The sequence below is a fragment of the Aeromonas sp. R10-1 genome, assembly GCF_040908465.1.
GTDB lineage: Bacteria > Pseudomonadota > Gammaproteobacteria > Enterobacterales > Aeromonadaceae > Aeromonas > Aeromonas caviae.
This window is the reverse complement of record NZ_JBFODT010000039.1, coordinates 248,876-274,730: the sequence shown is the minus strand read 5'-3', so window position 1 is coordinate 274,730 and position 25,855 is coordinate 248,876. Positions and strand designations below refer to the sequence as shown.

General features: G+C 61.5%; 27 protein-coding genes and 1 tRNA gene. 10 read left to right on the top strand and 18 right to left on the bottom strand.

What is annotated here, in order from left to right; genetic code table 11:
* Positions 1-67: 67 nt before the first annotated feature.
* Entirely contained in the window at positions 68-1,231 is a 1,164-nt protein-coding gene (locus AB5Y93_RS20850) for a multidrug effflux MFS transporter (protein WP_029314807.1), read from the bottom strand.
* Positions 1,232-1,465: 234 nt separating this feature from the next.
* Between AB5Y93_RS20850 and rdgB the strand changes: the two genes are divergently transcribed.
* Complete coding sequence (gene rdgB, locus AB5Y93_RS20845; protein ID WP_103259563.1) at positions 1,466-2,062, top strand: RdgB/HAM1 family non-canonical purine NTP pyrophosphatase; 597 nt, start codon at positions 1,466-1,468, stop codon at positions 2,060-2,062.
* Between the two features lie 133 nt (positions 2,063-2,195).
* Complete coding sequence (gene hemW, locus AB5Y93_RS20840) at positions 2,196-3,341, top strand: radical SAM family heme chaperone HemW (protein ID WP_041211076.1); 1,146 nt, start codon at positions 2,196-2,198, stop codon at positions 3,339-3,341.
* Between the two features lie 116 nt (positions 3,342-3,457).
* Here the strand turns inward: hemW and AB5Y93_RS20835 are convergent, their stop codons facing one another.
* The 3 genes from AB5Y93_RS20835 to zntR form a co-directional block, all read right to left on the bottom strand.
* A complete protein-coding gene (locus AB5Y93_RS20835) occupies positions 3,458-3,676 on the bottom strand; it encodes an alternative ribosome-rescue factor A (protein ID WP_010675607.1) in 219 nt (72 codons plus the stop codon).
* 107 nt (positions 3,677-3,783) lie between these two features.
* Positions 3,784-4,320, bottom strand: coding sequence for a dihydrofolate reductase family protein (locus AB5Y93_RS20830; RefSeq protein WP_042016332.1), 537 nt, complete (start codon positions 4,318-4,320; stop codon positions 3,784-3,786).
* On the bottom strand, positions 4,310-4,747 hold the full coding sequence (gene zntR / locus AB5Y93_RS20825) for a Zn(2+)-responsive transcriptional regulator (RefSeq protein WP_041213891.1): 438 nt from the start codon (positions 4,745-4,747) through the stop codon (positions 4,310-4,312). Before zntR ends, AB5Y93_RS20830 begins: the two co-directional genes overlap by 11 nt.
* Before the next feature lie 432 nt (positions 4,748-5,179).
* On the opposite strand from zntR, the gene purH reads away from it, so the two are divergent.
* From purH to AB5Y93_RS20790, 7 genes are all read left to right on the top strand, one after another.
* A complete protein-coding gene (purH, locus tag AB5Y93_RS20820) occupies positions 5,180-6,772 on the top strand; it encodes a bifunctional phosphoribosylaminoimidazolecarboxamide formyltransferase/IMP cyclohydrolase (protein WP_010675610.1) in 1,593 nt (530 codons plus the stop codon).
* A gap of 106 nt (positions 6,773-6,878) precedes the next feature.
* Positions 6,879-8,168 carry a phosphoribosylamine--glycine ligase gene (gene purD, locus AB5Y93_RS20815; protein WP_041211074.1) on the top strand — a complete coding sequence of 430 codons (1,290 nt, stop codon included), beginning with the start codon at positions 6,879-6,881 and terminating at the stop codon, positions 8,166-8,168.
* A 79-nt stretch (positions 8,169-8,247) separates the two neighbouring features.
* The gene (locus AB5Y93_RS20810; protein WP_368230367.1) at positions 8,248-8,514 is read left to right on the top strand and encodes a hypothetical protein; all 267 of its coding nucleotides are present in this window, start codon (positions 8,248-8,250) and stop codon (positions 8,512-8,514) included.
* 60 nt (positions 8,515-8,574) lie between these two features.
* The gene (locus AB5Y93_RS20805; protein ID WP_045521970.1) at positions 8,575-8,949 is read left to right on the top strand and encodes a cytochrome b562; all 375 of its coding nucleotides are present in this window, start codon (positions 8,575-8,577) and stop codon (positions 8,947-8,949) included.
* Positions 8,930-9,484, top strand: coding sequence for a cytochrome b/b6 domain-containing protein (locus AB5Y93_RS20800; RefSeq protein ID WP_010675613.1), 555 nt, complete (start codon positions 8,930-8,932; stop codon positions 9,482-9,484). Before AB5Y93_RS20805 ends, AB5Y93_RS20800 begins: the two co-directional genes overlap by 20 nt.
* 266 nt (positions 9,485-9,750) lie before the next feature.
* A complete protein-coding gene (locus AB5Y93_RS20795; RefSeq protein ID WP_368230365.1) occupies positions 9,751-12,327 on the top strand; it encodes an alpha amylase C-terminal domain-containing protein in 2,577 nt (858 codons plus the stop codon).
* A 147-nt stretch (positions 12,328-12,474) separates the two neighbouring features.
* Positions 12,475-12,945, top strand: coding sequence for a tetratricopeptide repeat protein (locus AB5Y93_RS20790; protein ID WP_324041172.1), 471 nt, complete (start codon positions 12,475-12,477; stop codon positions 12,943-12,945).
* A gap of 47 nt (positions 12,946-12,992) precedes the next feature.
* Here the strand turns inward: AB5Y93_RS20790 and AB5Y93_RS20785 are convergent.
* The 5 genes from AB5Y93_RS20785 to rpsU all read right to left on the bottom strand — a co-directional run bounded on the left by AB5Y93_RS20785 (position 12,993) and on the right by rpsU (position 17,894).
* Positions 12,993-13,069, bottom strand: a tRNA-Ile gene (locus AB5Y93_RS20785).
* A 194-nt stretch (positions 13,070-13,263) separates the two neighbouring features.
* Positions 13,264-15,159 carry an RNA polymerase sigma factor RpoD gene (gene rpoD, locus AB5Y93_RS20780; protein ID WP_263639565.1) on the bottom strand — a complete coding sequence of 632 codons (1,896 nt, stop codon included), beginning with the start codon at positions 15,157-15,159 and terminating at the stop codon, positions 13,264-13,266.
* Between the two features lie 183 nt (positions 15,160-15,342).
* The gene (dnaG, locus tag AB5Y93_RS20775) at positions 15,343-17,130 is read right to left on the bottom strand and encodes a DNA primase (RefSeq protein ID WP_324041173.1); all 1,788 of its coding nucleotides are present in this window, start codon (positions 17,128-17,130) and stop codon (positions 15,343-15,345) included.
* Positions 17,131-17,219: 89 nt separating this feature from the next.
* Entirely contained in the window at positions 17,220-17,663 is a 444-nt protein-coding gene (locus AB5Y93_RS20770; RefSeq protein ID WP_010675618.1) for a GatB/YqeY domain-containing protein, read from the bottom strand.
* A gap of 15 nt (positions 17,664-17,678) precedes the next feature.
* A complete protein-coding gene (gene rpsU, locus AB5Y93_RS20765; RefSeq protein WP_005309452.1) occupies positions 17,679-17,894 on the bottom strand; it encodes a 30S ribosomal protein S21 in 216 nt (71 codons plus the stop codon).
* Between the two features lie 179 nt (positions 17,895-18,073).
* Here rpsU and tsaD point away from each other — a divergent pair, with 179 nt between their 5' ends.
* Positions 18,074-19,087: a tRNA (adenosine(37)-N6)-threonylcarbamoyltransferase complex transferase subunit TsaD gene (gene tsaD / locus AB5Y93_RS20760; protein ID WP_368230363.1), complete on the top strand. Its 1,014-nt coding sequence runs from the start codon at positions 18,074-18,076 to the stop codon at positions 19,085-19,087.
* A 73-nt stretch (positions 19,088-19,160) separates the two neighbouring features.
* Here tsaD and rpoS read toward each other — a convergent pair whose 3' ends face one another.
* The 9 genes from rpoS to ftsB form a co-directional block, all read right to left on the bottom strand.
* On the bottom strand, positions 19,161-20,144 hold the full coding sequence (rpoS, locus tag AB5Y93_RS20755; RefSeq protein ID WP_010675620.1) for an RNA polymerase sigma factor RpoS: 984 nt from the start codon (positions 20,142-20,144) through the stop codon (positions 19,161-19,163).
* Between the two features lie 46 nt (positions 20,145-20,190).
* The gene (locus AB5Y93_RS20750) at positions 20,191-21,261 is read right to left on the bottom strand and encodes a LysM peptidoglycan-binding domain-containing protein (protein ID WP_010675621.1); all 1,071 of its coding nucleotides are present in this window, start codon (positions 21,259-21,261) and stop codon (positions 20,191-20,193) included.
* A gap of 9 nt (positions 21,262-21,270) precedes the next feature.
* Positions 21,271-21,852 carry a YqaA family protein gene (locus AB5Y93_RS20745; RefSeq protein WP_010675622.1) on the bottom strand — a complete coding sequence of 194 codons (582 nt, stop codon included), beginning with the start codon at positions 21,850-21,852 and terminating at the stop codon, positions 21,271-21,273.
* The gene (locus AB5Y93_RS20740) at positions 21,849-22,466 is read right to left on the bottom strand and encodes a protein-L-isoaspartate(D-aspartate) O-methyltransferase (RefSeq protein WP_010675623.1); all 618 of its coding nucleotides are present in this window, start codon (positions 22,464-22,466) and stop codon (positions 21,849-21,851) included. Before AB5Y93_RS20740 ends, AB5Y93_RS20745 begins: the two co-directional genes overlap by 4 nt.
* Positions 22,467-22,470: 4 nt before the next feature.
* Positions 22,471-23,232: a 5'/3'-nucleotidase SurE gene (surE, locus tag AB5Y93_RS20735; RefSeq protein WP_041211067.1), complete on the bottom strand. Its 762-nt coding sequence runs from the start codon at positions 23,230-23,232 to the stop codon at positions 22,471-22,473.
* A complete protein-coding gene (gene truD / locus AB5Y93_RS20730; RefSeq protein WP_103244682.1) occupies positions 23,213-24,271 on the bottom strand; it encodes a tRNA pseudouridine(13) synthase TruD in 1,059 nt (352 codons plus the stop codon). Before truD ends, surE begins: the two co-directional genes overlap by 20 nt.
* Positions 24,264-24,746 carry a 2-C-methyl-D-erythritol 2,4-cyclodiphosphate synthase gene (ispF, locus tag AB5Y93_RS20725; RefSeq protein WP_180907038.1) on the bottom strand — a complete coding sequence of 161 codons (483 nt, stop codon included), beginning with the start codon at positions 24,744-24,746 and terminating at the stop codon, positions 24,264-24,266. The genes truD and ispF overlap by 8 nt, the downstream gene beginning before the upstream one ends.
* Before the next feature lie 64 nt (positions 24,747-24,810).
* Positions 24,811-25,536 carry a 2-C-methyl-D-erythritol 4-phosphate cytidylyltransferase gene (ispD, locus tag AB5Y93_RS20720; protein ID WP_180907039.1) on the bottom strand — a complete coding sequence of 242 codons (726 nt, stop codon included), beginning with the start codon at positions 25,534-25,536 and terminating at the stop codon, positions 24,811-24,813.
* Complete coding sequence (ftsB, locus tag AB5Y93_RS20715) at positions 25,529-25,846, bottom strand: cell division protein FtsB (protein ID WP_010675628.1); 318 nt, start codon at positions 25,844-25,846, stop codon at positions 25,529-25,531. Before ftsB ends, ispD begins: the two co-directional genes overlap by 8 nt.
* Positions 25,847-25,855 lie beyond the last annotated feature (9 nt).

The window sequence follows — 25,855 nt, the reverse complement described above, 5'->3', positions numbered from 1 at the left end:
AGGCGGGTCGCCTGAAAAAGAGAAGGGGGCTCAAGGCCCCCTGAGTGTGCTCATCAGAGCACAGGATTTATTGCAAACACAAGCGGCGACCCTGGCGGGTCATCAGCATCACCAGCGGGGGCAGCAGCAACCACATGTGCAGGGCCAGCTGGCTCAGGGGATCCGGCATCAGCCAACCGGTGATCCCCACCAGGGCGCCGGAGCCGCTCATCTGGAACAGGCCGAGCAGGGCGGCAGCAGTGCCGGCACAGTGGCCGAAGGGGGCCAGCGCCATGCCGGCGGCGGCGCCCAGGATCATCGCAAAGCCGATGCTGGAGAGGAACACCGGGCCCATCATGGCCAGCGGGTGCGGGATGTGCATGGCCAGGGTCAGGGTGATGGCGGAGAGCAGCACCACCAGCAGGCCGATGCGCAGGGTCCGTCTTGGCCCTACCCGGGCGATGAAGCGCGGGGCCAGGAAGCAGGCCAGGATGTTGAGGGCCGCATTGGCGGTAAACCAGTAGCTGAAGCCACTCATGTCCAGCCCCAGGGTCACCATCAGTTGTACCGGCGCCGCCGTCACGTAGGCGAGGATCACCGCCATCGCCAGCATGCACAGCGCCGCGTTGAACAGGAAGCTCGGGGAGCGCAGCACCGGGCTGTAGCGGGACCAGCTGATGAGCGGGCCAGCACTGCTGGTCTCCTCAGGGCGGGTTTCCGGCATCCGCCACAGCAGCCAGCTGCCGACCACGACGGCGTAACCCGCCATGAACCAGAAGTTCGCCGACCAGCCCGCCTTGGCGGTGAGCCAGCCACCCAGCAGGGGCGCCAGTGCCGGAATAAAGCAGATGGCACCGTTCAGATAGGAGATCATCTGACCGCTCTTCTTGGGGCCATAGCTGTCACGGACCACCGAGAAGGCGGCCACCGAGGTGGCGCAGGCCCCGAAGCCTTGCAGCACTCGCGCCAGCATCAGCTCGCCCAGGCTGGCGGCAAAGCCGGCTGCCAGAGCGCTCAGTCCGTAGAGCAGCACGCCCCCCAGGGCAATGGGTTTACGCCCGTAGCGATCGGCCAGCGGCCCCACCAGCAGTTGCCCCAGCCCCATGCTGAACAGGAACCAGGTAATGGTGCCCTGCATCAGGGTCACTTCGGCCCCCAGCTGCTCGGCCATCTGGGGGATGGCAGGCAGATAGATGTCGATGGCCAGCGGGCTGAACAACACCAGGAGTACAAGCAAAAGAATCAATGGCATCAGTCACCTCAAGCCCTAGGAATATCGATTGGGCCGCGAGTCTACTGACTCAGAGTAATGAATTGAAATGGTATTTAATCACTTCGGTTATTCCCTGCTGGAAACATGTATCTCTTCTACCTCTCAGGGGGTGGAACCAGGATCCCCCGTTGGCACCGGATCCCGGGTAATTGGCGCTTTTACTAAACCCCTCCCCCGCATAGAATGCGCAGATTATTTTTGCGGAGGTGTGTGATGAACAAGCTTGTCCTGGCAACAGGGAACCAGAAAAAGGTGAAGGAATTGGCCGCCATGCTGGCCGATATGAAGATCCAGGTGATCCCGCAGAGCGAGTTTGCAGTCTCCGATGCCGACGAGACCGGCACCACCTTCGTCGAGAATGCCATCATCAAGGCCCGCCACGCCGCCCGCGTCACCGGCCTGCCCGCCGTGGCCGACGACTCCGGCCTGGAAGTGGATCTGCTGCACGGCCGCCCCGGCGTCTACTCCGCCCGTTTTGCAGGTAGCGGTGCCAGCGACAAGGAGAACATCGACAAGCTGCTGGCCGAGCTCAAGGGCGCGCCGGATTACCTGAAAAGCGCCCGTTTCTGGTGCGTGCTGGTCTACATGCGCCACGCCGACGATCCCACCCCCATTATCTGCCAGGCGAGCTGGGAGGGGATGATCATCGACGAACCCCGCGGCCAGCACGGCTTCGGCTACGACCCCGTGTTCTTCGTCCCCGACCACGACTGCACCTCGGCCCAGATGCCGGCGGAGCTCAAGAACCAGCTCAGCCACCGTGGCCAGGCCCTGGCCAAGCTCAAAGCGGCCCTGGCGGCGGTCAACTAAAGCGCTGTCTCCCGCCGCGTTGTCATCTACAATGGGGGCCGTCGGCCCCCGTTTCGTTCGCGGCGCCCCGCCCGTTGTCATCGACGACAAGGGCAACCCGACCCCTGATGATTTTTTGAATACTGGAAACCCCATGCTGCAACTGCCGCCCCTCTCCCTCTATATCCACGTGCCCTGGTGCGTCCAGAAGTGCCCCTACTGCGACTTCAATTCCCACGCCCAGAAGGGGGAGCTGCCCCACCTCGAGTACGTGGCAGCCCTGCTGGAGGATCTGGAGCAGGATCTGCACTGGGCCCAGGGGCGCCCCCTCTCCTCCATCTTTATCGGTGGCGGCACGCCGAGCCTGCTCTCCGTCGACGCCATGCAGGCGCTGCTGGACGGGGTGCGCGCACGCATCGCACTGACCCCGGACTGCGAGATCACCATGGAGGCCAACCCGGGCACGGTGGAGGCGGACAAGTTCGCCGGCTTCCAGCGGGCCGGCATCAACCGCATCTCCATCGGGGTGCAGAGCTTCCAGCAGGAGAAATTGACCCGGCTCGGCCGCATCCACGGCCCCGAGGAGGCGCGCAAGGCCGCCGAACTGGCCCACGCCATCGCGCTTCCCACCTTCAACCTGGATCTGATGCACGGCCTGCCGGATCAGAGCCTGGACGATGCGCTCTACGACCTGCAGCAGGCCATCGACTGCGCGCCGCCGCACCTCTCCTGGTATCAGCTCACCATAGAGCCGAACACGGCGTTCGCCTCCAAGCCTCCCACGTTGCCGGAAGATGACACCCTGTGGGACATCTACGAGCAGGGCCACGCCATGCTGACCGCCCAGGGCTATCAGCAGTACGAAATCTCGGCCTATGCCAAAGAGGGGTATCAGTGCCGCCACAACCTCAACTACTGGCGCTTTGGCGACTATCTGGGGATCGGCTGCGGCGCCCACGGCAAGGTGACGGATCTCGCCAACCAGCAGATCCTGCGCACCGCCAAGGTGAAGCATCCGAAAGGTTATCTGGATCCGAGCCGCCCCTATCTGGACAGCCAATGGCAGGTGAGCGCTGACGATCTGCCGCTCGAGTACTTCATGAACCGGTTCAGATTGTTTGAACCCGCCCCCAAGGCGGAGTTCGAGGCCTTCACGGGGCTACCGCTGGAGCGGGTAGAGACCATGCTCGCCATCGCCCGGACCAAGGAGCTGATCGAGGATCTCGGCGACAGCTGGCAGCTCACGTCCCTGGGCCATCGCTACCTCAACGTGCTGCTCGAACTCTTTATGGACGAGTGAGCACGGGTTCACTCTCTTGCGTCAAGACCGCAAGTCAGCACCAGCGAATAGAAAAACAATCAGGGCGCCATTGGCGCCCTGATTGTGTTAGCTGATGCCTTGCGGCAGAAACCCGCTCAGCAGCAGACGCTTGCCATCTGCTGCTGGCCGGGCTCCCACCGCTTGCCGTGCTTGGCCTTGCGCTGATAGCTGCCCTTGCCCTTCTTGCTCGGCTCGACCCGGGCCTGGAACAGGGGGGAGGTCACCAGTGCCTTGAGGTGGTTGTCCTGAATGATGCCGCGCTGATGTTCGCAGGCGGGTTCGGCGGTGACACAGGTCACCTTCTTCTTGGCCATATGGGCTCCTTGATGGGGTTGTCGTGTTTGCCTATCGTCCCTGTCTGGAAGGGCTGGTGGCGAAAAACGCGCCGATTGTGCACCTCTTGCCTCCCCCGTGCAAGCTGTCAGGCGGGGTGATAGATAACCCGCACCAGGCCGCTTGGCAGCACGGCGCTCGACACCGGTCTCAACCCTGCGGGGAGAGGCCCGGTAAAGAGCGGGATCCCGCCCCCCAGGGTGACCGGTACCCAGAACAGGGTCAGCTCGTCCACCAGGGCACCCTGCAGACCCTGCCTCACCAGCTCTCCGCCATCCAGATAGAGGTGACGGCTTCCCCCCTGCCACAACTCGTCCAGCACCTGCGCCAGCGCCCCCTGCCTGAACGCGACTCGAGGACGGGGGTCGGCGGGCCTGTGGGTCAGTACCACCAGCGGCTTGTCCCCGTAGGGCCACTCGGGAAAGGCGCTCACGATATCGTAGGTGTTGCGCCCCATCAGCAGGGTGTCCGCGCTCGCCATCAGGGCGCTGTAGCCGGTCTCCTCCGGCCCGTCGCCACCATAGGGGGCCAGCCATGCCAGATCGCCCCCCTCCCCGGCGATGAAACCGTCGAGGGAGAGGGCGAGAAAGGCGGAGACCCGGGGCCGGCGCAGCTCAGTGCTCATGGTCGTGATGCTCGTGGCGGGAAGGGGCGCCGGACTCCAGGGTCTCGAGGATGGCGCAGTGCTCCGCCGAGCGCGGGCCGCCGCAGCAGATGTCGGAGAGGGCCTTCAGGTTCTCGCGAAAACGGGTCAGCTCCAGGAGCTTCTGCTCCACCTGTTCGAGCTTGGTGTCAGCCACCGCCTTCACCTCCTGGCAGGTGACCTTGGCCTTGTTGGTGTCCAGGGTGAGCAGCTCGCCGATGTCCGCGAGGGAAAAGCCCACCGACTTGGCGCGGATGATGAATTCCAGCCGCCGCCTGTCCTGCTCCCCGTAGAGGCGATAGCCGGATTCGTTGCGAATGCCCGGCGAGATGAGGCCGTTCTTCTCGTAAAAGCGCAGGGTGTCGGCCTTCACCCCGCACGCCTTGGCCAGTTCACCGATCCGATACATGGTCCTCTCCCCCCGCATGACATTCCCGACATGGTACTCAATATAAACCGGCCTCCACTATCACCTCTTTGCCCGGCGATTGCCAGTCAAAGGCAGGAAAGCAGCAGCTAACCCCTCACTTGCCGGCCATTTATCCCCAAAACACTGAAAAGACAAACGTTTCACAAAAATTCACCAGAAAACGTTTAACGCCGCATCCCACAAGGGTTTGTCTCTTTAAAAAATCCACCACAGGTCACATTTTTTGTGTAGAATACGCGCCCACAAGAGAGCGTCGCGTCAAGCGGGCATTTCCTAAAACGCTTTTGCCAACGGCCGCCCCGGGCGAGAGTGGTTTGCGAAATCCCCCACTTCCATTTATTTGGGGACTCTCTGTGTGTTGAGCCTCGCCTCCCATGGAACGGTCCCCGTTATGCTGAGGACGATAGTGTGATGGAACAAGCTCGACCCATTCGCCGTGCACTGCTGAGTGTGTCTGACAAGACTGGCATCCTGGAATTTGCCAAGGCACTCGACGCGCGTGGTGTGGCCCTGCTCTCCACCGGTGGTACCGCCAAGCTGCTGGCCGATGCGGGCCTGCCGGTGACCGAGGTGTCCGACTACACCGGATTCCCCGAGATGATGGACGGCCGGGTCAAGACCCTGCATCCCAAGGTACACGGCGGCATTCTCGGCCGTCGCGACCGGGATGACGCCATCATGGCCGAGCACGCTATCTCCCCCATCGACATGGTCGTCGTCAACCTCTATCCCTTCGCCGCCACCGTGGCCAAAGCCGGTTGCACCCTGGAAGACGCCGTCGAGAACATCGACATCGGCGGCCCGACCATGGTCCGCTCCGCTGCCAAGAACCACAAGGACGTCACCATCGTCGTCAAGGCCTCCGACTATGACCGCGTCATCGCCGAGATGGATGGCAACGGCAACAGCCTGACCCTCTCCACCCGCTTCGATCTGGCCATCGCCGCCTTCGAGCACACCGCCGCCTACGATGGCATGATCGCCAACTACTTCGGCACCCTGGTGCCCTCCTACGGCGAAAACAAGGAAGGCGACGAAGAGTCCCGCTTCCCCCGCACCTTCAACAGCCAGTTCATCAAGAAGCAGGACATGCGCTATGGCGAGAACAGCCACCAGGCTGCCGCCTTCTACGCCGAAGAGCAGGCCGCGCCGGGCTCGGTGGCAAGCGCCATCCAGCTGCAGGGCAAAGCCCTCTCCTACAACAACATTGCCGACACCGATGCGGCGCTGGAGTGCGTGAAGGAGTTCAGCGAACCGGCCTGCGTCATCGTCAAGCATGCCAACCCCTGCGGCGTCGCCATCGGTGACGACCTGCTGGCAGCCTACGATCGCGCCTACCAGACCGACCCCACCTCGGCCTTTGGCGGCATCATCGCCTTCAACCGCGAACTGGACGGCGAGACCGCCGCGGCCATCGTCGCCCGCCAGTTCGTGGAAGTGATCATCGCCCCCAGCATCAGCCAGGCAGCCCGCGAGGCGGTCGCCGCCAAGCAGAACGTGCGCCTGCTGGAATGCGGCCAGTGGACTGCCCCGGCGCAAGGCTTTGACTTCAAGCGCGTCAACGGCGGCCTGCTGGTGCAGGAGCGCGATCTGGGCATGGTGACGCTCGGGGATCTGACCGTGGTCAGCCAGCGTCAACCCACCGAGGCCGAGCTGCAGGATCTGCTGTTCTGCTGGAAGGTCGCCAAGTTCGTCAAATCCAACGCCATCGTCTACGCCAAGAACGGCCAGACCATCGGCGTCGGCGCCGGCCAGATGAGCCGCGTCTACTCTGCCAAGATCGCCGGCATCAAGGCCGAGGATGAAGGGCTGACCGTGGCGGGCTCCGTCATGGCCTCCGACGCCTTCTTCCCGTTCCGCGACGGCATCGATGCCGCCGCTGCCGCGGGCATCTCCTGCGTCATCCAGCCAGGTGGCTCGATGCGCGACCAGGAGGTGATCGACGCCGCCAACGAACACGGCATGTGCATGGTGTTCACCAACATGCGTCATTTCCGTCACTGACAGCCCAGGGCCGCCGATGGCGGCCCTGCCTCTTTAGCACCGGATCCTTTCCACTGGCAGGTTGCCACCGCAGCGCCAGTGAACTCAGACAGAAGCGAGCGAGACGATGAAAGTACTGATCATTGGCAACGGCGGCCGTGAACACGCCCTGGCCTGGAAGGCCAAACACTCCCCCCTGGTGACCCAGGTCTTCGTGGCACCGGGCAATGCGGGCACCCAGCTTGAGCCGGGCATCGAGAACGTCGCCATCCAGGCCACCGACATCGAGGGCCTGCTGGCCTTCGCCAAGGCGAACCAGATCGGCCTCACCATCGTCGGACCGGAAGCCCCCCTGGTGAAAGGGGTGGTCGATGCCTTCCGCGCCGCCGATCAGACCATCTTCGGCCCGACCGCCGCCGCTGCCCAGCTGGAAGGCTCCAAGGCCTTCACCAAGGACTTCCTGGCCCGCCACGCCATTCCCACCGCCGATTACCAGAACTTCACCGAGGTGGAGCCGGCGCTGGCCTATCTGCGCGAGAAGGGCGCCCCCATCGTCATCAAGGCCGACGGTCTGGCCGCCGGCAAAGGGGTGATCGTCGCCATGACCCTCGACGAGGCGGAAGCTGCGGTGCGTGACATGCTCTCCGGCAATGCCTTCGGCGATGCTGGCGCCCGGGTGGTGATCGAAGAGTTCCTGGACGGGGAAGAGGCGAGCTTCATCGTCATGGTGGACGGCGAGCACGTGCTGCCCATGGCCACCAGCCAGGATCACAAGCGCGCCTTCGACGGCGACACCGGCCCCAACACCGGCGGCATGGGGGCTTACTCCCCGGCCCCCGTGGTGACCGACGAAGTGCACCAGCGCGTGATGGAACGGGTGATCATGCCGACCGTGCGCGGCATGGCGGCCGAGGGCAACGTCTACACCGGCTTCCTCTACGCCGGCCTGATGATCGATGCCGAGGGCAACCCCAAGGTGATCGAGTTCAACTGCCGCTTCGGCGACCCCGAAACCCAGCCCATCATGCTGCGGATGCAGTCCGATCTGGTGGATCTCTGCCTCGCCGCCTGCGCCGGCCAGCTGGATCAGAAGGAAGCCGTCTATGACCCCCGTGCCGCCATTGGCGTGGTGCTGGCGGCTGGTGGCTATCCCGGCGACTACACCAGCAACCACCCCATCAGCGGTCTGCCGGTGGACGAAGTGGCAGGGGAGAAGGTTTTCCATGCAGGCACCCGCCTGGAAGGGCACACCAGCCTGACCCAGGGTGGCCGCGTGCTGTGCGCCACCGCCCTCGGCCACACGGTGCAGGAAGCCCAGCAGCGGGCCTATGCCCTGGCTGGCCGCATCCAGTGGGACGGCATCTTCTATCGCAAGGACATCGGCTGGCGTGCCATCGAGCGCGAGCAGGCCGAATAAGGGCCGGATCCCGATCACTCAAAGGGCCTGCGGGCCCTTTTTTTGTTGCACAGCGCCAGCGCAGGCAGCGGAATCGTCCATGGGTGGTGGCTTTAAAAAACAAAAACACCTGAAAAACTCACCTGACTTTAAAAAACCGATGTGTGATAAAAAATGGCAGCATGATGCACTGCCTGCGGGCCCCTTCCCGGGCCAGATGCGCGGCCTTGTATCACCTGCCGGAGGCGAGATCCGGTGGCCGTTCTCTTTCGGCTACATTCCCACAGCAATCCCCTGCACAATTCGTCACAATTGGTCGCACTTTCTTCATACAATGATCGCCCTTTCATGGCATCATGATGCGTGAAACCGCACTCAAATGAGTGCTATAACAACCTGCAATCTCGTCGTCTCATAAGGAAATCCCATGCTGAAAACTGTGCGTCCCCTGCTGCTGCCCCTGATGTTCGGCCTGATGGCCCTGCCTGCCATGGCCGGCGATCTGGAGCAGCCGATGAAGAAGATCGGCTTCAACTACAAGCAGGCCGTCAAGGCCGACGACGCGGCCACCATGGAGAAATACATCAAGGAGATGAAGGCCCAGCTGGACGTCGCCAAGGGCAAGAACATGCCCGCCGCCAAGAAAGAGAAGTTCCTGGAAGGCATGACCGAAGTGCAGACCGAGCTGGATGCCAGCCTGGCAGCCCTCAAGGCCGGTGACGAAGCCAAGGCGCGCGAGCACCTGGCCAAGGTCAACGACCTGAAGAAGGAGTACCACAACTATGCCAAGCAAAAAGGCTGATCCCTTCCACTGGGATGCTCTGGTGCGCCTCACCCACTGGGGTGTGGCGGCCATCTGTATCGGCAACCTCTGGCTCAACGAGGCAGGCGAGGAGTGGCACGAGCGGATGGGATACGCCGTCATGGTGCTCATCGGCATACGCCTGCTGTGGGGGCTCACCTTCGCTCGCGGCCACGCCCGCCTGCGCGCCCTCATCCCGAGCCGGGAGGATTTTCGCCATCAGGCCGACGCCCTGCGCGAACGGACCCCGCCCACCCCGGGCCATCACGGCAGCGGCAAGCTGGCGGTCTGGGCACTCTGGCTGCTGGTACTCGCCACCGCAGGGACCGGCTGGTTCCAGAACACCGAGACCGGCTTCGATCTGGGGGCGGACGACTGGCACGAGTGGTGCACCTGGGCACTGCAGGGCATGATCGCCCTGCACCTGTGCGCCATCGCCTACACCTCTTGGCGCCAGCGCAGCAACCTGGTCACCCGCATGCTGCCAGGGCGTCGTGCCCGGGCCAGTGCCGGGCAGCAGGAACCCAACGTCTGAACGTTCACGGGGCCCAGCGGGGCCCCTGTTCATCCCCCTCGCTACCTGCTTGACGGGATCTCGCACCGATCTGCCCCCCTCTGCCCCCTCCTGCTGCCACCGAATGGCATGAAAGCATTTTCATTCACATTTCTTAATTAATTCAGCTTGTTCGATTTTCAACCACGTCGATTTCATGAATGCTACGGAGCTGAACGAGGTTGTTTGTTGTCCGTTCGACTACACGACAGTGATACGTCAATAACAAGATCGAAGGGAAAATCGTCATGCACAACACACTGTTTCGAACCGCCCTGCTGGCGGCGGCACTCGGCTCTTTCAGCCACACTGCCAGCGCCGAAGGAGTCATGGTTCACCTGTTCCAATGGAAGTTCAACGACATCGCCAACGAGTGCGAGACCGTGCTCGGGCCCAAGGGGTTCGGTGGCGTCCAGATCACCCCACCCGCCGAGCACAAGCAGGGCAGCCAGGTCTGGTGGACCGTCTATCAACCGGTCAGCTTCAAGAATTTCAACAGCTTCGGTGGTAGCGAGGCAGAGCTCAGAAGCATGATCGCCCGCTGCAACGCGGCCGGGGTCAAGGTCTATGCCGACGCCGTCTTCAACCAGCTGGCATCGGGTTCGGGCACCGCCACCGGCGGCGGCAGCTACAACTCGGGGCAATACCAATATCCCCAGTTCGGCTACAACGACTTCCATCACAGCGGCGACATCACCAACTACGGCGACAGCAACAACGTCTGGAACGGCGCCCTCTACGGCATGCCGGACCTCAATACCGGCTCATCCTACGTCCAGGATCAGATCGCCACCTACATGAAGACCCTGCTCGGCTGGGGCGTGGCGGGCTTTCGCATCGATGCGGCCAAGCACATGGCGCCGGCCGATGTGAAGGCCATCCTCGACAAGGCAGGCAGCCCCAGGGCCTACCTGGAGGTGATCGGCGCAGGCGGGGAGTCCCCCGACATCCAGCCGGGCCGCTACACCTACATCGACACCGTCACCGACTTCAAATACGGCACCGATCTCGCCGCCAACTTCAATGGCCAGATCAAGAACCTCAAGACCCTGGGCGAGAGCTGGGGCCTGCTCCCCTCCAACAAGGCCTTCGTCTTCGTGGTCAACCACGACCGCGAACGCGGCCACGGCGGTGGCGGCATGCTCACCTTCATGAGCGGTGCCCGCTACGATCTGGCCAACACCTTCATGATGGCCTGGCCCTATGGCTGGAAGCAGGTGATGTCGGGCTATCGCTTTGAAAACATGGGCACCTATGAAACCGACAAGGGGGCGCCGGGCAGCACGCCCTGCACGGACAGCCAGTGGAACTGCGAACAGCGCCGACCGACCATCATGAACATGGCCCTGTTCCACAACCGGACCGAGGGCCAGCCCGTCAGCAACTGGTGGGACAACGGCAACAACCAGATAGCCTTCAGCCGCGGTGACAAGGGCTTCGTCGCCATCAACAACGAGAGCGGCAGCCTGGTGGCCTCGGTGCAGACCGGCCTGCCGGCCGGCGAGTACTGCAACCTCCTGGGGGGCAATGACTACTGCAGCGGCGGTTATGTCACCGTCGATGGCAGCGGCAAGGCCAGCCTGAACGTCCCCGGCATGAAGGCGGCCGCCATCATCGCCGGTTGCACCAAGGCCAGCCCCTGCGGCGGTTCCGTCCTGCCGGGCAACAAGTTCAGCAGCATGAACCTGCGCGGCACCCACAACGCCTGGGGCAACACCCCCATGACCGTCGATGCCAACCGTGTCTGGTCCGCCACCCTCACCCTGACCGGCAACGGTGACGCCACCGGTGCCCAGCGCTTCAAGTTCGACGTCTTCGGCAACTGGGCCGAGAACTACGGCGACAACGAAGGGGATGGCATCGCCGACAAGGGCAGCAGCAAGGATATCCTGGTCAGCGGGGCGGGCACCTACCGCATCACCCTGAGCGAGAGCGATCTGCGCTACACGGTCACCCCCCTCACCAGCAACCAGGCACCGGTCGCCGCCCTCTCTCCCAAAAACCTCAGCGTCAAGGCGGGGGAGAGCGTGGTGTTCGACGCCTCCGCTTCCAGCGATGATGGCGGCGTGGTGAGCTACAGCTGGTCCAGCGGGGGCACCGCCACCACGGAGACGGTCCGGTTCGATACCCCGGGTACCCATACCGTGACGGTCACCGTGACCGATGCGGAAGGGTTGACCGCCAGTGCCAGCGCCACCGTGACCGTCACCGATGACAACGGCACCTACGCCAGCGTACTGCCCACCCTGAACTTCCGCGGCACCCCCAATGCCTGGGGCTCCCTTGCCATGACGCTGGTCGCCGACAATCAGTGGGAAGCCCTGGTCACCTTCGACGGTCAGACCAACCAGCGCTTCAAGTTCGACGTCAAGGGGGACTGGACCCAGAACTACGGCGACACCAACAAGGACGGCGTGGCCGAACTGACTGGCAGTGACATCCTCACCCCGGTCATCGGCCAGTACCGGGTACGTTTCAACGATCAGACCCTGCAATACAGCCTGACTCCGGTGAGCGTCACCTATGCCAAGAATGTCGCCAGCCTCAACATTCGCGGCACCACCAACAACTGGGGCATCACCCCCATGTCCCTGGTCGGGGATCACCTCTGGCAGGCCAGCGTCACCTTCACCGGCAGCGGTGATGGCAACGGCAGCCAGCGCTTCAAGTTCGACGTCAAGGGGGACTGGACCCAGAACTACGGCGACACCAACAAGGATGGCGTGGCCGAGCTGGCCGGGGCAGACATTACCACGGCAGTCGTCGGTGCCTATGTGGTGCGCTTCAACGACCAGACCCTGGCCTACAGCCTGAGCGCCCAGTAAGGCTGGACACACGCCAGGGCCATTGCGCCCCGGCGCCGAACCAGGCCTCCCGCCATCGGCGGGAGGCCTTTTTCATGGCCCCATGACCCGTTCCCCGCCAGCCTGTTGGCAGGCATACTGATCCTTCATCCCCATGCAGGAGCGCATATGAAACAGTTGAACACCCTCAAGGCCGAGGGACGGATCGAGGAAGCACGTCAGCACGGTCTGCTGCAACTCATCGCGTACCCGGCCCACGCCGAGCTGCATTACGAAGTGGCCGGACTGCACGACATGCTGGGGCGAGAGGCCGAGGCCATTCCCCTCTATCAGAAGGCCGTGTCGCTGGGGCTTGGCGAGTCGTCGCTGCGCGGAGCCCTGCTTGGACTTGGCAGCTCCTATCGCACCACGGGCCGTCATGCCGAGGCGCTGGCCACCTTTGACGAGGCCCTGTCCCGCTTCCCCGATGCCGTGGAGTTCAAGGTGTTTCGTGCCATGACCTGCTACAACCTGGGGCGCAGCAAGGAGGGGATGGAGACGCTGCTGGGGATCCTCGCGACCACCACCACGGATCCCGCCCTGCTTCCCTACCGGCGCGCCATGGCACTCTATGCCGAGGATCTGGACAGACGCTGGTGAACGCCAGAAACGACAAAGCCGCTCAAAAGAGCGGCTTTTTCTGAAAATGGTGGCCCCTGGGGGACTTGAACCCACGACCAATCGATTATGAGTCGACTGCTCTGACCAACTGAGCTAAGGGGCCATTGATGCTGGTTAGCGGCGTGGATTATAGGGGATGGCGGATACCCCGTCCATAGTCAGATCAACCACTTGGCGAGATTTCATCCATATTCAAGCGGTTCCATGACCCCTCTTCACGCCCATGCCAGCACGGATAAAACAAAGCCCCGCATGGCGGGGCTTTTTGTTGCTATGTCAGGCTGACAGAACCCGGGACTACTCGTCCAGGAAGCTGCGCAGCACTTCCGAGCGGCTCGGATGGCGCAGTTTGCGCAGGGCCTTGGCTTCGATCTGACGGATACGCTCACGGGTGACGTCGAACTGCTTGCCCACTTCCTCGAGGGTGTGGTCGGTGTTCATGTCGATACCGAAGCGCATGCGCAGTACCTTGGCTTCCCGTGCGGTCAGCCCGGCCAGCACTTCGCGGGTCGCGTTGCGCAGGCTCTCGCTGGTGGCCGCATCCGCTGGCAGAGCCAGGGTGGTATCTTCGATGAAGTCGCCCAAGTGGGAGTCTTCATCATCACCGATGGGCGTCTCCATGGAGATGGGCTCCTTGGCGATTTTCAGTACCTTGCGGATCTTGTCTTCCGGCATGCCCATGCGCATGGCCAGCTCTTCCGGGTTCGGTTCACGACCCATCTCCTGCAGCATCTGGCGGGAGATACGGTTGAGCTTGTTGATGGTCTCGATCATGTGCACCGGGATACGGATGGTACGGGCCTGATCCGCGATGGAGCGGGTAATGGCCTGACGGATCCACCAGGTGGCATAGGTCGAGAACTTGTAGCCGCGACGATATTCGAACTTGTCGACCGCCTTCATCAGACCGATGTTGCCCTCCTGGATCAGATCCAGGAACTGCAGACCGCGGTTGGTGTACTTCTTGGCGATGGAGATAACCAGACGCAGGTTGGCCTCGACCATCTCTTTCTTGGCACGGCGGGCTTTGGCCTCACCAATGCTCATGCGGCGGTTGATGTCCTTGATCTGGGCGATGGACAGACCGGTCTCTTCTTCGATCTGCTGCAGCTTGCCGATAGAACGCAGTACTTCTTCGTCCATCTCGAGCAGGCGGGGAGACCACGCCTTGCCGGCCTGCTTCTGGTATTCGAACCAGGCAGTTTCGCACTCGTTGTTGGTGAAGGCCGCGACGAAGGTCTTCTTCGGCATCTTGGCCTGCTCAACGCAGAGCTTCATGATGATGCGTTCCTGCACGCGGACACGCTCCATCATCTCCCGCATATTGTTGACCAAGCGATCGAACTGCTTGGGCATCAGGCGGAATTGACGGAAGACATCGGCCAGCTGGGCGATGGCATTCTGGGTGTCGTCGTGGGCACGACCATTCTGCTGAATGGAGAGACGAGTCACCTCGTACTGGGCACGCAGTTCGCCGAATTTCTCGCGAGCGACTTCCGGATCCGGGCCACCGTCGCCGTCATCGTCGGAGTTGTCACCGTCTTCGTCTTCGTCTTCGTCCTCATCTTCGTCTTCGTCGGCGAGGTCGTCCTCGCTGAGCTCGGAGCCGATATGAGTGGCGGTCGGCGCCACGTCATCCACTTCGTTCGGATCGATGAAGCCGGAGATGATGTCGGACAGGCGAAGCTGCTCGGCTTCGTACTTGTCGTACTGTTCGAGCAGATAGGTGATGGCTTCAGGGTACTCGGCGACGGAGCTTTGTACCTGGTTGATACCGTCTTCGATCCGCTTGGCGATGTCGATCTCGCCTTCGCGGGTCAGCAGTTCGACGGTACCCATTTCCCGCATGTACATGCGGACGGGATCGGTCGTGCGACCAATCTCAGATTCAACAGATGCCAGAGCCTGGGCCGCTGCTTCGGCAGCGTCCTCATCGGCGGTACCACCTTCAGCCATGATAAGGTCATCGGCATCCGGAGCGTTTTCAACCACTTGAATGCCCATATCGTTGATCATCTGAATGATGTCTTCGATCTGGTCTGAATCGACAATGTCTTGCGGGAGGTGATCGTTCACCTCGGCATAGGTCAGGTAGCCCTGTTCTTTACCTTTGGCAACGAGGAGTTTAAGCTGAGACTGCGGGGTTTGCTCCATAGAACTCATCCGGTTGGTGTTGCTAGGTTGCGCGTACAGTGCGCTGCTGCGCAAATAGCCAATTCTAATAGAAAACCGCCAGACATGCTATGTCTGGTTGCGGCGTCGGTCATGAGAAACCCCTGCCCGCAGTGTTGTCGGGGCCAGGTGGTTATAAAGTGTTTGCTTTCAATCCCGTCGATTCGGGCAACGCTATTCATATTGGGACTGCTCACTCAAATATCAAGCCCCACTCTCATTTCTTTTATCAATCTGCACCTCTCTGATCAGCATCATCAGCTCCTGAGTTTCCTCAGAGCTTAGCCCTTCCTGCGCCACCTTGGCCTGCAATTCTTCGATCCGTTGCTTCAGGAAAAGGTTGATGAAACCGACAAAGGTATCCTGCAATTCTCCCAGAATATCGGGCTCCTGGTCGAGCTTTACCTCTTCAAACAGGTCATGCATCGCCAGTTGGGCAAGTATTTCTCCCTCTTTTGTGCCGCGCCAATGCTCCAGCAGGATACCCGTTGTCACTCCCGGCTGGGTCAGGATCTGCTGGTGCAGTTGCAGCAGGAAAGGGATCCCCTGCAGGCGCAGCCCGGCCAACTCGGGCATGGCCGGCAGCTCGGCAGTGATCGCCGGATACTGCACCATCAGGGCCAGAGCCCTGCGGATCGGCGTCAGTTTGGTCGCCTTGGGTTTGTTGACTTCCGCCTTGGGCTGGCTGTTGCGGGCAAACAGCTCGGCAATCCGCTGCTTGTTTTCTCCCCAGCGCATCATGCTGGAAAGTCGGGTAATCAACCCCTCGCGAGTGAAACCTTCCGGTACCCGACGAATCAGCTCGGCGGCCTTGTTGGCCACTTCAAACTTGCCAGCCTCACCGGAAAGAGCCGCATCGCGCCCGAGGCGTTCGAACATGAAATCCGCAAACGACTGGGCCTTGTCGAGCAGCGCTTCGAACCCCTCCTTGCCGATCTGGCGTACCAACGAGTCGGGATCCTCGCCATCCGGCAAAAAGACGAACTTGAGTTCACGGCCGTCCTGCAGGTGGGAGAGCGCGTTATCCAGCGCCCGCCAGGCCGCTTCCCGACCGGCGTTGTCGCCGTCGTAGCAACAGACCACCTCTGCCGTGGTACGGAACAGGGTGTGGATGTGATCGCTGGTGGTCGCAGTCCCCAGTGCCGCCACCGCATAGTCGATGTCGTACTGGCCGAGCGCCACCACATCCATGTAGCCTTCCACCACCAGGATCCGGCGTGGATCCTTGTGTGCCTGCTTGACCTCATAAAGGCCGAACAGCTCTCGCCCCTTGTGGAAGATGGGGGTTTCGGGGGAGTTCAAGTACTTGGGCGTGCCATCCCCCAGCACTCGGCCACCGAAGCCGATGACCCGGCCGCGTTTGTCCCGGATCGGAAACATGATGCGATCGCGGAAACGATCGTAGCTGCCCGGGCCGCTGTCACGGGGGATCAGCATACCGCCCGAAATCAGCAGTTGTTCGTGATCCCGACTGGCGCCAAAGCGGCGACGCACCTGATCCCAGTCCCCAGGGGCATAACCGATGTTGAAGCGCTTGACCACCTCGCCAGTCAGGCCCCGGCCTTTCAGATACTCCACCGCCTGAGGCGCGTTCTTGAGATTGCTCTCGTAGAAGCGCGCAATCTGGTTCATCAGCTCGAACAGATCCTTGCTGACAGCTGGTTGGCTATGGCTTGATCCACCCGCCGTTTGCTCACGGGGGACCTGCATACCGTGCAGGCTTGCCAGCTCTTCGATGGCATCGGGGAATTCCAGGCCGTCGTACTCCATGACAAAGCCGATGGCATTGCCGTGGGCACCACAACCGAAACAGTGATAGAACTGCTTCTCCTGGCTGACGGTAAAGGAGGGGCTTTTTTCGTTATGAAAAGGGCAGCAAGCCTGGTAGTTCTTACCGGCTTTCTTCAACCGCACACGGGAGTCGATCAACTCGACTATGTCCGTGCGTACGAGCAGATCATCGATAAAGGATTGCGGGATCCTGCCAGCCATAACCGTCCTGTTTCATTGCATAGAAAATAAAAAAGCCGCGCATTCCAATGGGAAGCACGGCTTCTTCGACCAAACAAGAGAGTTGCCTGTTACGCCAAGCGGGTTTTCACCTGAGCACTGACGGCGCCGACATCGGCACGCCCCTGAATTTTTGGCTTCAAGACAGCCATGACTTTACCCATGTCAGCCATGACGGCAGCACCACTTTCAGTGATGGCTTGCTCGATCAGTGCGGCAATTTCGTCTGCGGTCAGCTGTTGTGGCAGGAACTCCTGCAGCACAACGATCTCGGCGGACTCTTTGTCGGCGAGATCCTGGCGACCGGCAGCTTCAAACTGGCTGATGGAATCGCGACGCTGTTTGACCATTTTGGTCACGACAGCGAGGATCTCTTCATCGTTGAGCTCGACACGGGTATCGACTTCACGCTGCTTGATTTCTGCCATCAACAAGCGGATAGCACCCAACCGAGGCTTGTCTTTGGCAAGCATGGCGAGCTTTTGCTGATCCTTGAGTTGATCCTTCAGAGACACGGCATGATCCCTTGATTAGTACAGGCGGATACGACGTGCGTTTTCGCGGGACAGCTTCTTGGCGTGACGCTTGACAGCGGACGCTTTGGCGCGCTTGCGAATGGTAGTCGGCTTCTCGTAGAACTCACGGCTACGAACTTCGGACAGGATACCGGCCTTTTCGCAAGAACGCTTGAAGCGACGCAGAGCAACGTCAAACGGCTCATTTTCACGGACTTTGATTACTGGCATGTGCCTTTCACCTCAGTGATAAATTGTTAGCTGACCTTCAATCGATCAGCATGTCTTAAAATGGTGCGAAATTATACTCTGGACAGGGAATGAAAGTAAACCCGCAGAGATCGCTCTGGTTTAAAAAACCCGCGAAGGTTACCATAGCCGTCTCATTTTAGCAGTGAAATTTTTTAGCAATGCGTGTATTGGGCATAGAGACATCCTGTGACGAAACCGGGATCGCGATCTTCGATGATCAAAAAGGGATCCTTTCCCACCAGTTGTACAGCCAGGTCAAGCTGCATGCGGACTACGGCGGCGTCGTTCCCGAGCTCGCCAGCCGGGACCATGTACGCAAGACGATCCCCTTGATCCAGGCCGCCTTGAAAGAGGCTGGACTTGGCAAGGATGACATCGATGGCATCGCCTATACCGCGGGGCCAGGTCTGGTTGGTGCCATCCTGGTCGGGGCGACCATAGGCCGCTCGTTGGCCATGGCATGGGACAAGCCGGCCATCGCCGTACACCACATGGAAGGCCACCTGCTGGCCCCCATGCTGGAAGAGAAGGCCCCCGAGTTCCCCTTCGTGGCGCTCTTGGTTTCCGGCGGCCACTCCATGCTGGTCCGGGTCGACGGTATCGGCAGCTATCAGCTACTGGGCGAATCGATCGACGATGCCGCCGGTGAGGCGTTCGACAAGACCGCCAAGCTGATGGGTCTGGACTACCCCGGTGGTCCGCTGCTCTCCCGGCTGGCAGAAAAGGGCACCACTGGACGCTTTACCTTCCCGCGTCCCATGACCGACCGTCCCGGGCTCGACATGAGCTTCTCCGGCCTCAAGACCTTTGCCGCCAATACCATAGCAGCCAATGGCGACGACGAGCAGACCCGTGCCGACATCGCCCGGGCGTTTGAGGATGCGGTGGTCGACACCCTGGCCATCAAGTGCCGCCGTGCCCTGAAAGAGACCGGTCTCAATCGTCTGGTCGTGGCAGGCGGCGTCAGTGCCAACCGTCATCTGCGCGTCCAGCTGGCCGAGCTGATGGAGAGCCTCAAAGGTGAAGTCTTCTACCCGCGCACCGAATACTGCACCGACAACGGCGCCATGATCGCCTATGCCGGCATGCAACGCCTGAAGGCGGGAATCTTCGAACCCCTCGTCGTCAAGGCCGTGCCGCGCTGGCCGCTGGACACTCTGGATCCGGTGTGATCCTGACGATCCACGACAAAAAGAAAGGGGCCTGCGGCCCCTTTTTCATCTTGATGACGGTATTCATACCCGTTTAGTTGGTGCGGAACAGCGCCTCAATGGACAGCCCCTGCCCCAGCAGAATTTCCCGCAGACGGCGCAACCCTTCCACCTGGATCTGGCGCACCCGCTCGCGGGTCAAACCAATCTCGGCGCCCACGTCTTCCAGGGTGGCCGGTTCATAGCCAAGCAGACCGAAACGGCGGGCCAGCACTTCGCGCTGCTTGGGATTCAGCTCCTCCAGCCAGTGCACTATGCTGCTGCGCATGTCATCTTCCTGGGACTCCAGCTCGGGCCCCATTCCGCGCTCGTCGGAAAGCACATCCAGCAGCGCCTTGTCGCGATCGCCACCGATGGGAGTATCCACCGAGGTGATCTTCTCGTTGAGCTTGAGCATGCGATTCACATCGTCCACAGAGCGATCCAGTGCAGAGGCGATATCCTCGGCGGTCGGCTCATGGTCGAGACGATGAGAAAGCTCACGTGCAGTGCGCAGATAGACGTTCAGCTCCTTGACCACATGGATGGGCAGACGAATGGTACGGGTCTGGTTCATGATGGCCCGCTCTATGGTCTGGCGGATCCACCAGGTGGCATAGGTGGAGAAGCGGAAACCGCGCTCTGGGTCGAACTTCTCGACGGCGCGGATAAGACCGAGGTTGCCCTCTTCGATGAGATCCAGCAGCACCAGGCCGCGGTTGTTGTAGCGCCGGGCAATCTTGACCACCAGGCGCAGGTTGGATTCGATCATGCGCTTGCGCGCCGCTTTGTCGCCACGCAGGGCACGGCGGGCGTAGTAGACTTCCTCTTCGGCCGTGAGCAAGGGGGAGAAGCCTATCTCCCCCAGATAGAGCTGGGTGGCGTCCATTACCTTGTTCAGCTCGGGCGCCATCAGTTCATCGGAAATGGTCTCTTCGGCTTCGGCCGCCACTTCCTGAACCTCTTCTTCCTCCTGAACCTCCAGCTCCTCGTCGAACTCTAACTCTGCATCCTGCATTACCAGTTGTTCTTGGCTCATGATATCTCTCCCTGACCTACACCAGAGTAAGACTCAGCTCTCTGAGTTAACGCTTTGGCAAATAGCCCATCGGGTTGATCGACTTGCCTTTGTACCGGATTTCAAAGTGCAAGCGCACATCCGGCGCATCCGTGCTACCCATATTGGCGATAACCGCTCCGCCCTTCACGGTGTCTCCCTCCTTGACCCTCAACTCATCGTTGTGAGCGTAGGCGGAGAGGTAGTCATCGTTGTGCTTGAGAATTATCAGCTTGCCATAACCTCGCAGTGCACTGCCCGCATAGACCACTTTGCCGCTGCTCGCAGCGTAAATGGGTTGGCCCTTCTGGCCGGAAATGTCGATGCCCTTGTTGCCTTGTTCCGCAACGGAGAAGCCTTCAACGATCCGCCCTTTGGTCGGCCAATGCCAGGAGAGTGTTGACGAGGAACTGACGGTTTTTTGTTCTTTCGCCTGAGCGTATGCTGTTGACGAGGCAGGAGCAATCGTTTTCTGAGCAATAAATGGTGTGGTCGTACCTGCCGGAGCCGTGGCCAGGGGTTTGGGGCCCGTGCTGGTCACAACCGGTGTGGTTGCTGCCACCATCTGACCACCCGAGGAACCCGCGCCCCCCACATTGAGCACCTGACCCACGTGCAATGCATAAGGAGCCTGAAGGTTGTTGCGCTGGGCCAAGGCCTGGTTGGAGAGACCGAACTGGCGACCTATGCTGCTCAAGGTATCGCCACGGCGCACCTCGTAACTGCCAGACCCCGTCACACTGCCACGACTGACAGGGCTGCCGACGGTTGCCACCGCCATGGGGGCGGAAGCCCCATCGAGCCTGAGCTGCTGGCCGGGATAAATGTTATAGGGGGGAGTGATGCCATTGATGCTGATAAGCGAAGCCACATCCATGCCAGAACGAAATGCAATGGAGTAGAGAGTGTCTCCTTTGACCACGGTGTACCCGTTGCCTGCAATGCCGGGCTTGGTCATACCTTGACGCACGGGGATGGTCGAAGCGACCTGATCATTGCCCAGGCTGTGCACCGGAGCCGCAGTCTTGCTGGAGGAACAGGCAAGCAGCAGCCATGACAACACGACGACACCGCTACCTTGCCAAACACGCGAACACATAGTGGATCCTTAACGACTAAACCAGAAATAGGCCGCAACGGCCAAACCAATACAGAGCCAGCCCAGCACATCCACATAGTGCATCAGCTTGCGCTCCATCTTCTCACCGCCCCAGCGCATCAGACCTGCAACCAGGAAGAAGCGCATGCCACGACCGATCAGCGAGGTCAGGATGAAAGGCAACAGTGCCATGTGGAGCAAGCCAGCCGTGACGGTAAACACCTTGTAGGGGATCGGCGTGAAGCTGGCAATAAAAATAACCCAGATGCCCCACTGCGCGAACCACTGCTCGGCCAGGGCAATCTTGTCCTCATAGCCAACCGAGGTCACCAGCGGCTGCACCACAGGCTCCCACAGGGCATAGCCGAGCAGATAACCAAACAGGGCGCCCAACACCGAAAAGAGGGTGGCCAGCGCGGCATAGTGCCAGGCGCGATGAGGTTTGCCGAGCGCCATGGGCGCCAGCATCACATCCACCGGGATGGGCCAGAAGATGGATTCAATAAAGGCGGTGATGGCCAGATACCAGGGGGCATACTTGTGGCGTGCCCACTGCATCACCAGAACATAAAGGCGGGAAAACAACTTCACTCGACATCTCCGTCAATCAGGGGAACGAAACGTACCGGCTCCAGGATCCGGCTGGTGAGCTGGGAGCCCGATCGCTCGATGAGCTGCAGGGTCTGCTGGCCATCACCCACCGGCAACACCAGACGACCACCGTCAGCCAGCTGATCGGTCAGGGCCTTGGGGACCTCACTGGCCGCCGCCGTCACCAGAATGGCGTCGAAAGGGCCCTTGTTGGGCCAACCTAGCCACCCATTACCGTGCTTGGCCGACACATTGTGCAGATCGAGCTGGCGCAATCTGCGCCGGGCCTGAAACTGCAGCGACTTGATCCGCTCCATGGTGTAGACATGCTCCACCAAGTGGGCCAGTACCGCCGTCTGGTAGCCCGATCCCGTCCCGATCTCCAGCACATGGGCCGGATCGTTCTGGATCAGCAGCTCGGTCATGCGCGCCACGATGTAAGGCTGGGAGATGGTCTGCCCATGGCCGATGGGCAGGGCCGTATTGTCCCAGGCCTTGTGGGCCATGGCTTCATCCACGAACAGCTGGCGCGGCACCTTCGCAATCGCCGCCAATACGCGGAAATCGCGGACATCCTGGGCAATCAGTTGATTCAACAGGCGCTGTACTATCACAACGTCATCCCTGCAGATCCAGCCACGCGCCCAGGGTCGACAGACTGCCGTAGGCCGTCATGTCGATGGTCAGGGGAGTGATGGAGACATAACCCTGCTCGATGGCGGCAAAGTCCGTTCCCTCTCCCGCATCCTGCTGGTTGCCGGGGGGGCCAATCCAGTAGACGGGCTGACCACGGGGATCCTCGGTGCGGATCACCGACTCCGCCCGGTGGCGATTGCCAAGACGCGTCACCCTGATCCCCTTGATCTGCTCGAGCGGCAGATCCGGCACATTCACGTTGAGGATCTGATCCGCAGGCAACGGATGCACCATCAGCCCCCGCACCAGCTGGGCGGCGTAGTGGGCCGCACTGGCGAAATGAGTCTTGCCCACCAGCGATACGGCGATGGAGGGGAAACCCAGATGACGCCCTTCCGTCGCGGCCGCCACCGTCCCCGAGTAGATGACGTCATCCCCCAGGTTGGCCCCGTGATTGATACCGGCCACCACCATGTCGGGCTCAGGGCGCAGCAGTTCGTTGACCGCCAGATGAACGCAGTCGGTCGGCGTCCCCTTGACCGCATAACTCTTGATGCCGTGAAAACTGGACGCATCGAGGCGGGTGACCCGCAGCGGTACTTCCAGCGTCAGGGAGTGGCTGGCACCGCTGCGGTTGCGATCCGGTGCCACCACCACGACCTCGCCACAGGCACGCAACGCCTCGCTGAGGGCGCGAATGCCCTCGGCGTGTACCCCATCGTCATTACTGACCAGAATTCGCATCGGTTGAGTTCCTGAAACCGTGATCGGCCTCTTCGGCCTGCATTAACTCTCGTACCACGCTGGTGGCAAAGGCGCCGGCAGGCAGGAAGAACGACAGGGTCAGCACCTCGTCCTCCCGTTGCCAGCTCATCTGCTCCGGCTTGAGCAGCAGCGGGCGCCTGTCCTGATCCAGCCCGGCTTTCTCCAGTCCTTCGCACCAGTCACCATAAGGAGCCAGCACTTCTTGCTCGAACTCGGCAGCAGCGCCTTGGCTCGCCAGACGGCCACGGCCCCACTGGGGAGCGGTCAGCTGCACGTCTCCGGAGGCAAGGCGTGCCTCCAGCTCGGGCGTCACGCTCTCTTCGCTGAAGATGGAGTGGCTGCCCTTGAGCATCACGCAGTCCCCGGCCAGCAGCTGATGGGCCAGTCCCTGCTCGATGCGGGCACTGACGATGGCATTGAACAGCATGCTGCGGGCGGCGGACAGATAGAGGGAGCGCTTGTTGCGATCCTTGATCCGTTTGCCGGCGAACATCGCCTTGGCGGCCTCCAGGTTGTTGCCACCTCGGCCGAAACGCTGCTCGCCGTAGTAGTTGGGCACCCCCTGGGTTGCTATCGCCTGCAAACGGGATTCCAGCCCGTCGGCCTGCTCCAGCCCGGTGAGACGCAGGGTGAAGTGGTTGCCCTTGAGATAGCCGACCCGCAGCTTCTTGTTGTGGCGCTTCACCTCAAGGATCCGGATGTTGTCGTTCTCGATGACCGAGAGATCCGGCTCGCCCTTGCCCGGCAGATGGATGCCGAACCACTGTTCGGTCACCGCATGGCGATCTTTCAGACCAGCCCAGGTCACTGCATTGCGGGCAACCCCGGCCGCATCGGCCAGCAGGCCAGCCACCCAGGCGGTATTCTCGCCGGTTTTGCGTACCCGGACGAAGATGTGTTCACCCTCGCCGCAAGGTTCGAACCCGAGATCTTCATTGACCACGAAGTCGGCGGCCTCGGCCTTGAGGATGCCGCGAGCAGTGGGCGTCCCGTGCAGATAGGCAAGTTGTTCAAGCATCATTGTTCACCAGCAAGACGACGGCTTCGGTGGCGATCCCTTCCTTGCGCCCCGTGAATCCGAGTTGTTCGGTGGTGGTCGCCTTGACGTTCACCCGGTTCAAATCACATTGCAGATCCGCGGCCAGCACGGCGCACATGGCGTCGATATGGGGGGCCATCTTGGGGGCCTGGGCGATGATGGTCACATCCAGGTTGCCGATGGCATAACCTGCGCGCTGCACGCGGGCAAAGACATCCCGCAGCAGGATGCGGCTGTCGATGCCCTTGAATTCGGCGGCGGTATCGGGGAAGTGGCGGCCGATGTCGCCAGCGCCGATGGCCCCCAGCAGGGCATCGCTCACCGCATGCAGCACCACGTCACCATCGGAGTGGGCCAGCAGGCCCTGTTCATAGGGCACCGCCACCCCGCCCAGCATGCAGGGACCGACCCCGCCAAACTTGTGAACATCAAAACCATGTCCGATCCGCATCATGCTTGCGCCCTCCTCAATACACGGAAATCTGTCTCATCAAAACCATGTCCGGTGCGGATCATGCCTACTCCTCTGGGGATGAATCGGGTCGTGCCGACCGGCACGCACGTTGTTGCTGTAAATAGAGCCCGGCCAGGGAGAGATCTTCCGGCCGGGTCACCTTGATGTTGTCGGCCCGCCCTTCCACCATGCGCACGGGGAAACCGGCGCGTTCCATGGCGGAGGCTTCATCGGTGATGGCAGCGCCGAGCGCCAGCCCCTCCTCCAGCGCCCGCTTGAGGGGGCGGACCAAAAACATCTGGGGCGTCAGGGCATGCCAGAGCTGCTCGCGATCCACGGTGGCGAGGATATTGCCGGCCGCATCGGTGCGCTTCATGGTATCGCGCACCCGGCTGCCGAGGATGGCACCGCCAGAGGCCATGGCGGCAGCAATGAGCGCATCGAGATCCTCGTGGGTCAGACAGGGCCGGGCGGCGTCATGCACCAGTGCCCACTCCCCTTCTGCCACGTGCAACGCATTGAGCACGGAGAAGGCGCGCTCGCTTCCCCCTTCCACTCGCAGCACCCGCGGGTCAGTGGCCACGGTCAAGGTCTCAAACCAGCGGTCGTGGGGCGCCAGCGCCACGATCACACGGGCGATGGCGGGATGGGAGAGCAGACGCTCCAGGGTGTGCTCCAGAATGCATTTCCCTGCCAGGGACAGGTACTGCTTGGGGCAACTGGCCCCCATGCGACTGCCAATACCGGCAGCCGGGACGATGGCGGTCAGGCCGCTCAGGCTATCAGTCATCGTAGGGGGCACCATCAGGCTCCGTCACCTGATCCTTTTCTTTGGGAATGATTCGGTAGAAGGTCTCGCCCTGCTTGATGTAGCCAAGATCGTTGCGCGACAACTCCTCGATGGCCTCAAGGCCAGAGGTAAGATCGTCGATTTCCCGGTAAATCAGGCTGTTGCGGTCCTTGAGTACCAGGTTGTCCTGTTGCTGCCGCTCGATGGCGGTGGAGAGTTCCCGATAGTCGGAGAGGCCGTTTTTCCCCAGCCAGAGGTCATATTGCAGCCCTCCCAACAGGAGGAGCAGGATAAGAGTGAGTAGCCGCATGCACTGAGT

Excerpts from the sequence above, each read along its gene's own strand:
- AB5Y93_RS20850 (WP_029314807.1), bottom strand. The coding sequence starts at position 1,231 with ATGCCATTGATTCTTTTGCTTGTACTCCTGGTGTTGTTCAGCCCGCTG.
- rdgB (WP_103259563.1), top strand. The coding sequence starts at position 1,466 with ATGAACAAGCTTGTCCTGGCAACAGGGAACCAGAAAAAGGTGAAGGAA.
- hemW (WP_041211076.1), top strand. The coding sequence starts at position 2,196 with ATGCTGCAACTGCCGCCCCTCTCCCTCTATATCCACGTGCCCTGGTGC.
- AB5Y93_RS20835 (WP_010675607.1), bottom strand. The coding sequence starts at position 3,676 with ATGGCCAAGAAGAAGGTGACCTGTGTCACCGCCGAACCCGCCTGCGAA.
- AB5Y93_RS20830 (WP_042016332.1), bottom strand. The coding sequence starts at position 4,320 with ATGAGCACTGAGCTGCGCCGGCCCCGGGTCTCCGCCTTTCTCGCCCTC.
- zntR (WP_041213891.1), bottom strand. The coding sequence starts at position 4,747 with ATGTATCGGATCGGTGAACTGGCCAAGGCGTGCGGGGTGAAGGCCGAC.
- purH (WP_010675610.1), top strand. The coding sequence starts at position 5,180 with ATGGAACAAGCTCGACCCATTCGCCGTGCACTGCTGAGTGTGTCTGAC.
- purD (WP_041211074.1), top strand. The coding sequence starts at position 6,879 with ATGAAAGTACTGATCATTGGCAACGGCGGCCGTGAACACGCCCTGGCC.
- AB5Y93_RS20810 (WP_368230367.1), top strand. The coding sequence starts at position 8,248 with ATGGGTGGTGGCTTTAAAAAACAAAAACACCTGAAAAACTCACCTGAC.
- AB5Y93_RS20805 (WP_045521970.1), top strand. The coding sequence starts at position 8,575 with ATGCTGAAAACTGTGCGTCCCCTGCTGCTGCCCCTGATGTTCGGCCTG.
- AB5Y93_RS20800 (WP_010675613.1), top strand. The coding sequence starts at position 8,930 with ATGCCAAGCAAAAAGGCTGATCCCTTCCACTGGGATGCTCTGGTGCGC.
- AB5Y93_RS20795 (WP_368230365.1), top strand. The coding sequence starts at position 9,751 with ATGCACAACACACTGTTTCGAACCGCCCTGCTGGCGGCGGCACTCGGC.
- AB5Y93_RS20790 (WP_324041172.1), top strand. The coding sequence starts at position 12,475 with ATGAAACAGTTGAACACCCTCAAGGCCGAGGGACGGATCGAGGAAGCA.
- dnaG (WP_324041173.1), bottom strand. The coding sequence starts at position 17,130 with ATGGCTGGCAGGATCCCGCAATCCTTTATCGATGATCTGCTCGTACGC.
- rpsU (WP_005309452.1), bottom strand. The coding sequence starts at position 17,894 with ATGCCAGTAATCAAAGTCCGTGAAAATGAGCCGTTTGACGTTGCTCTG.
- tsaD (WP_368230363.1), top strand. The coding sequence starts at position 18,074 with ATGCGTGTATTGGGCATAGAGACATCCTGTGACGAAACCGGGATCGCG.
- rpoS (WP_010675620.1), bottom strand. The coding sequence starts at position 20,144 with ATGAGCCAAGAACAACTGGTAATGCAGGATGCAGAGTTAGAGTTCGAC.
- AB5Y93_RS20750 (WP_010675621.1), bottom strand. The coding sequence starts at position 21,261 with ATGTGTTCGCGTGTTTGGCAAGGTAGCGGTGTCGTCGTGTTGTCATGG.
- surE (WP_041211067.1), bottom strand. The coding sequence starts at position 23,232 with ATGCGAATTCTGGTCAGTAATGACGATGGGGTACACGCCGAGGGCATT.
- truD (WP_103244682.1), bottom strand. The coding sequence starts at position 24,271 with ATGCTTGAACAACTTGCCTATCTGCACGGGACGCCCACTGCTCGCGGC.
- ispF (WP_180907038.1), bottom strand. The coding sequence starts at position 24,746 with ATGATGCGGATCGGACATGGTTTTGATGTTCACAAGTTTGGCGGGGTC.
- ispD (WP_180907039.1), bottom strand. The coding sequence starts at position 25,536 with ATGACTGATAGCCTGAGCGGCCTGACCGCCATCGTCCCGGCTGCCGGT.
- ftsB (WP_010675628.1), bottom strand. The coding sequence starts at position 25,846 with ATGCGGCTACTCACTCTTATCCTGCTCCTCCTGTTGGGAGGGCTGCAA.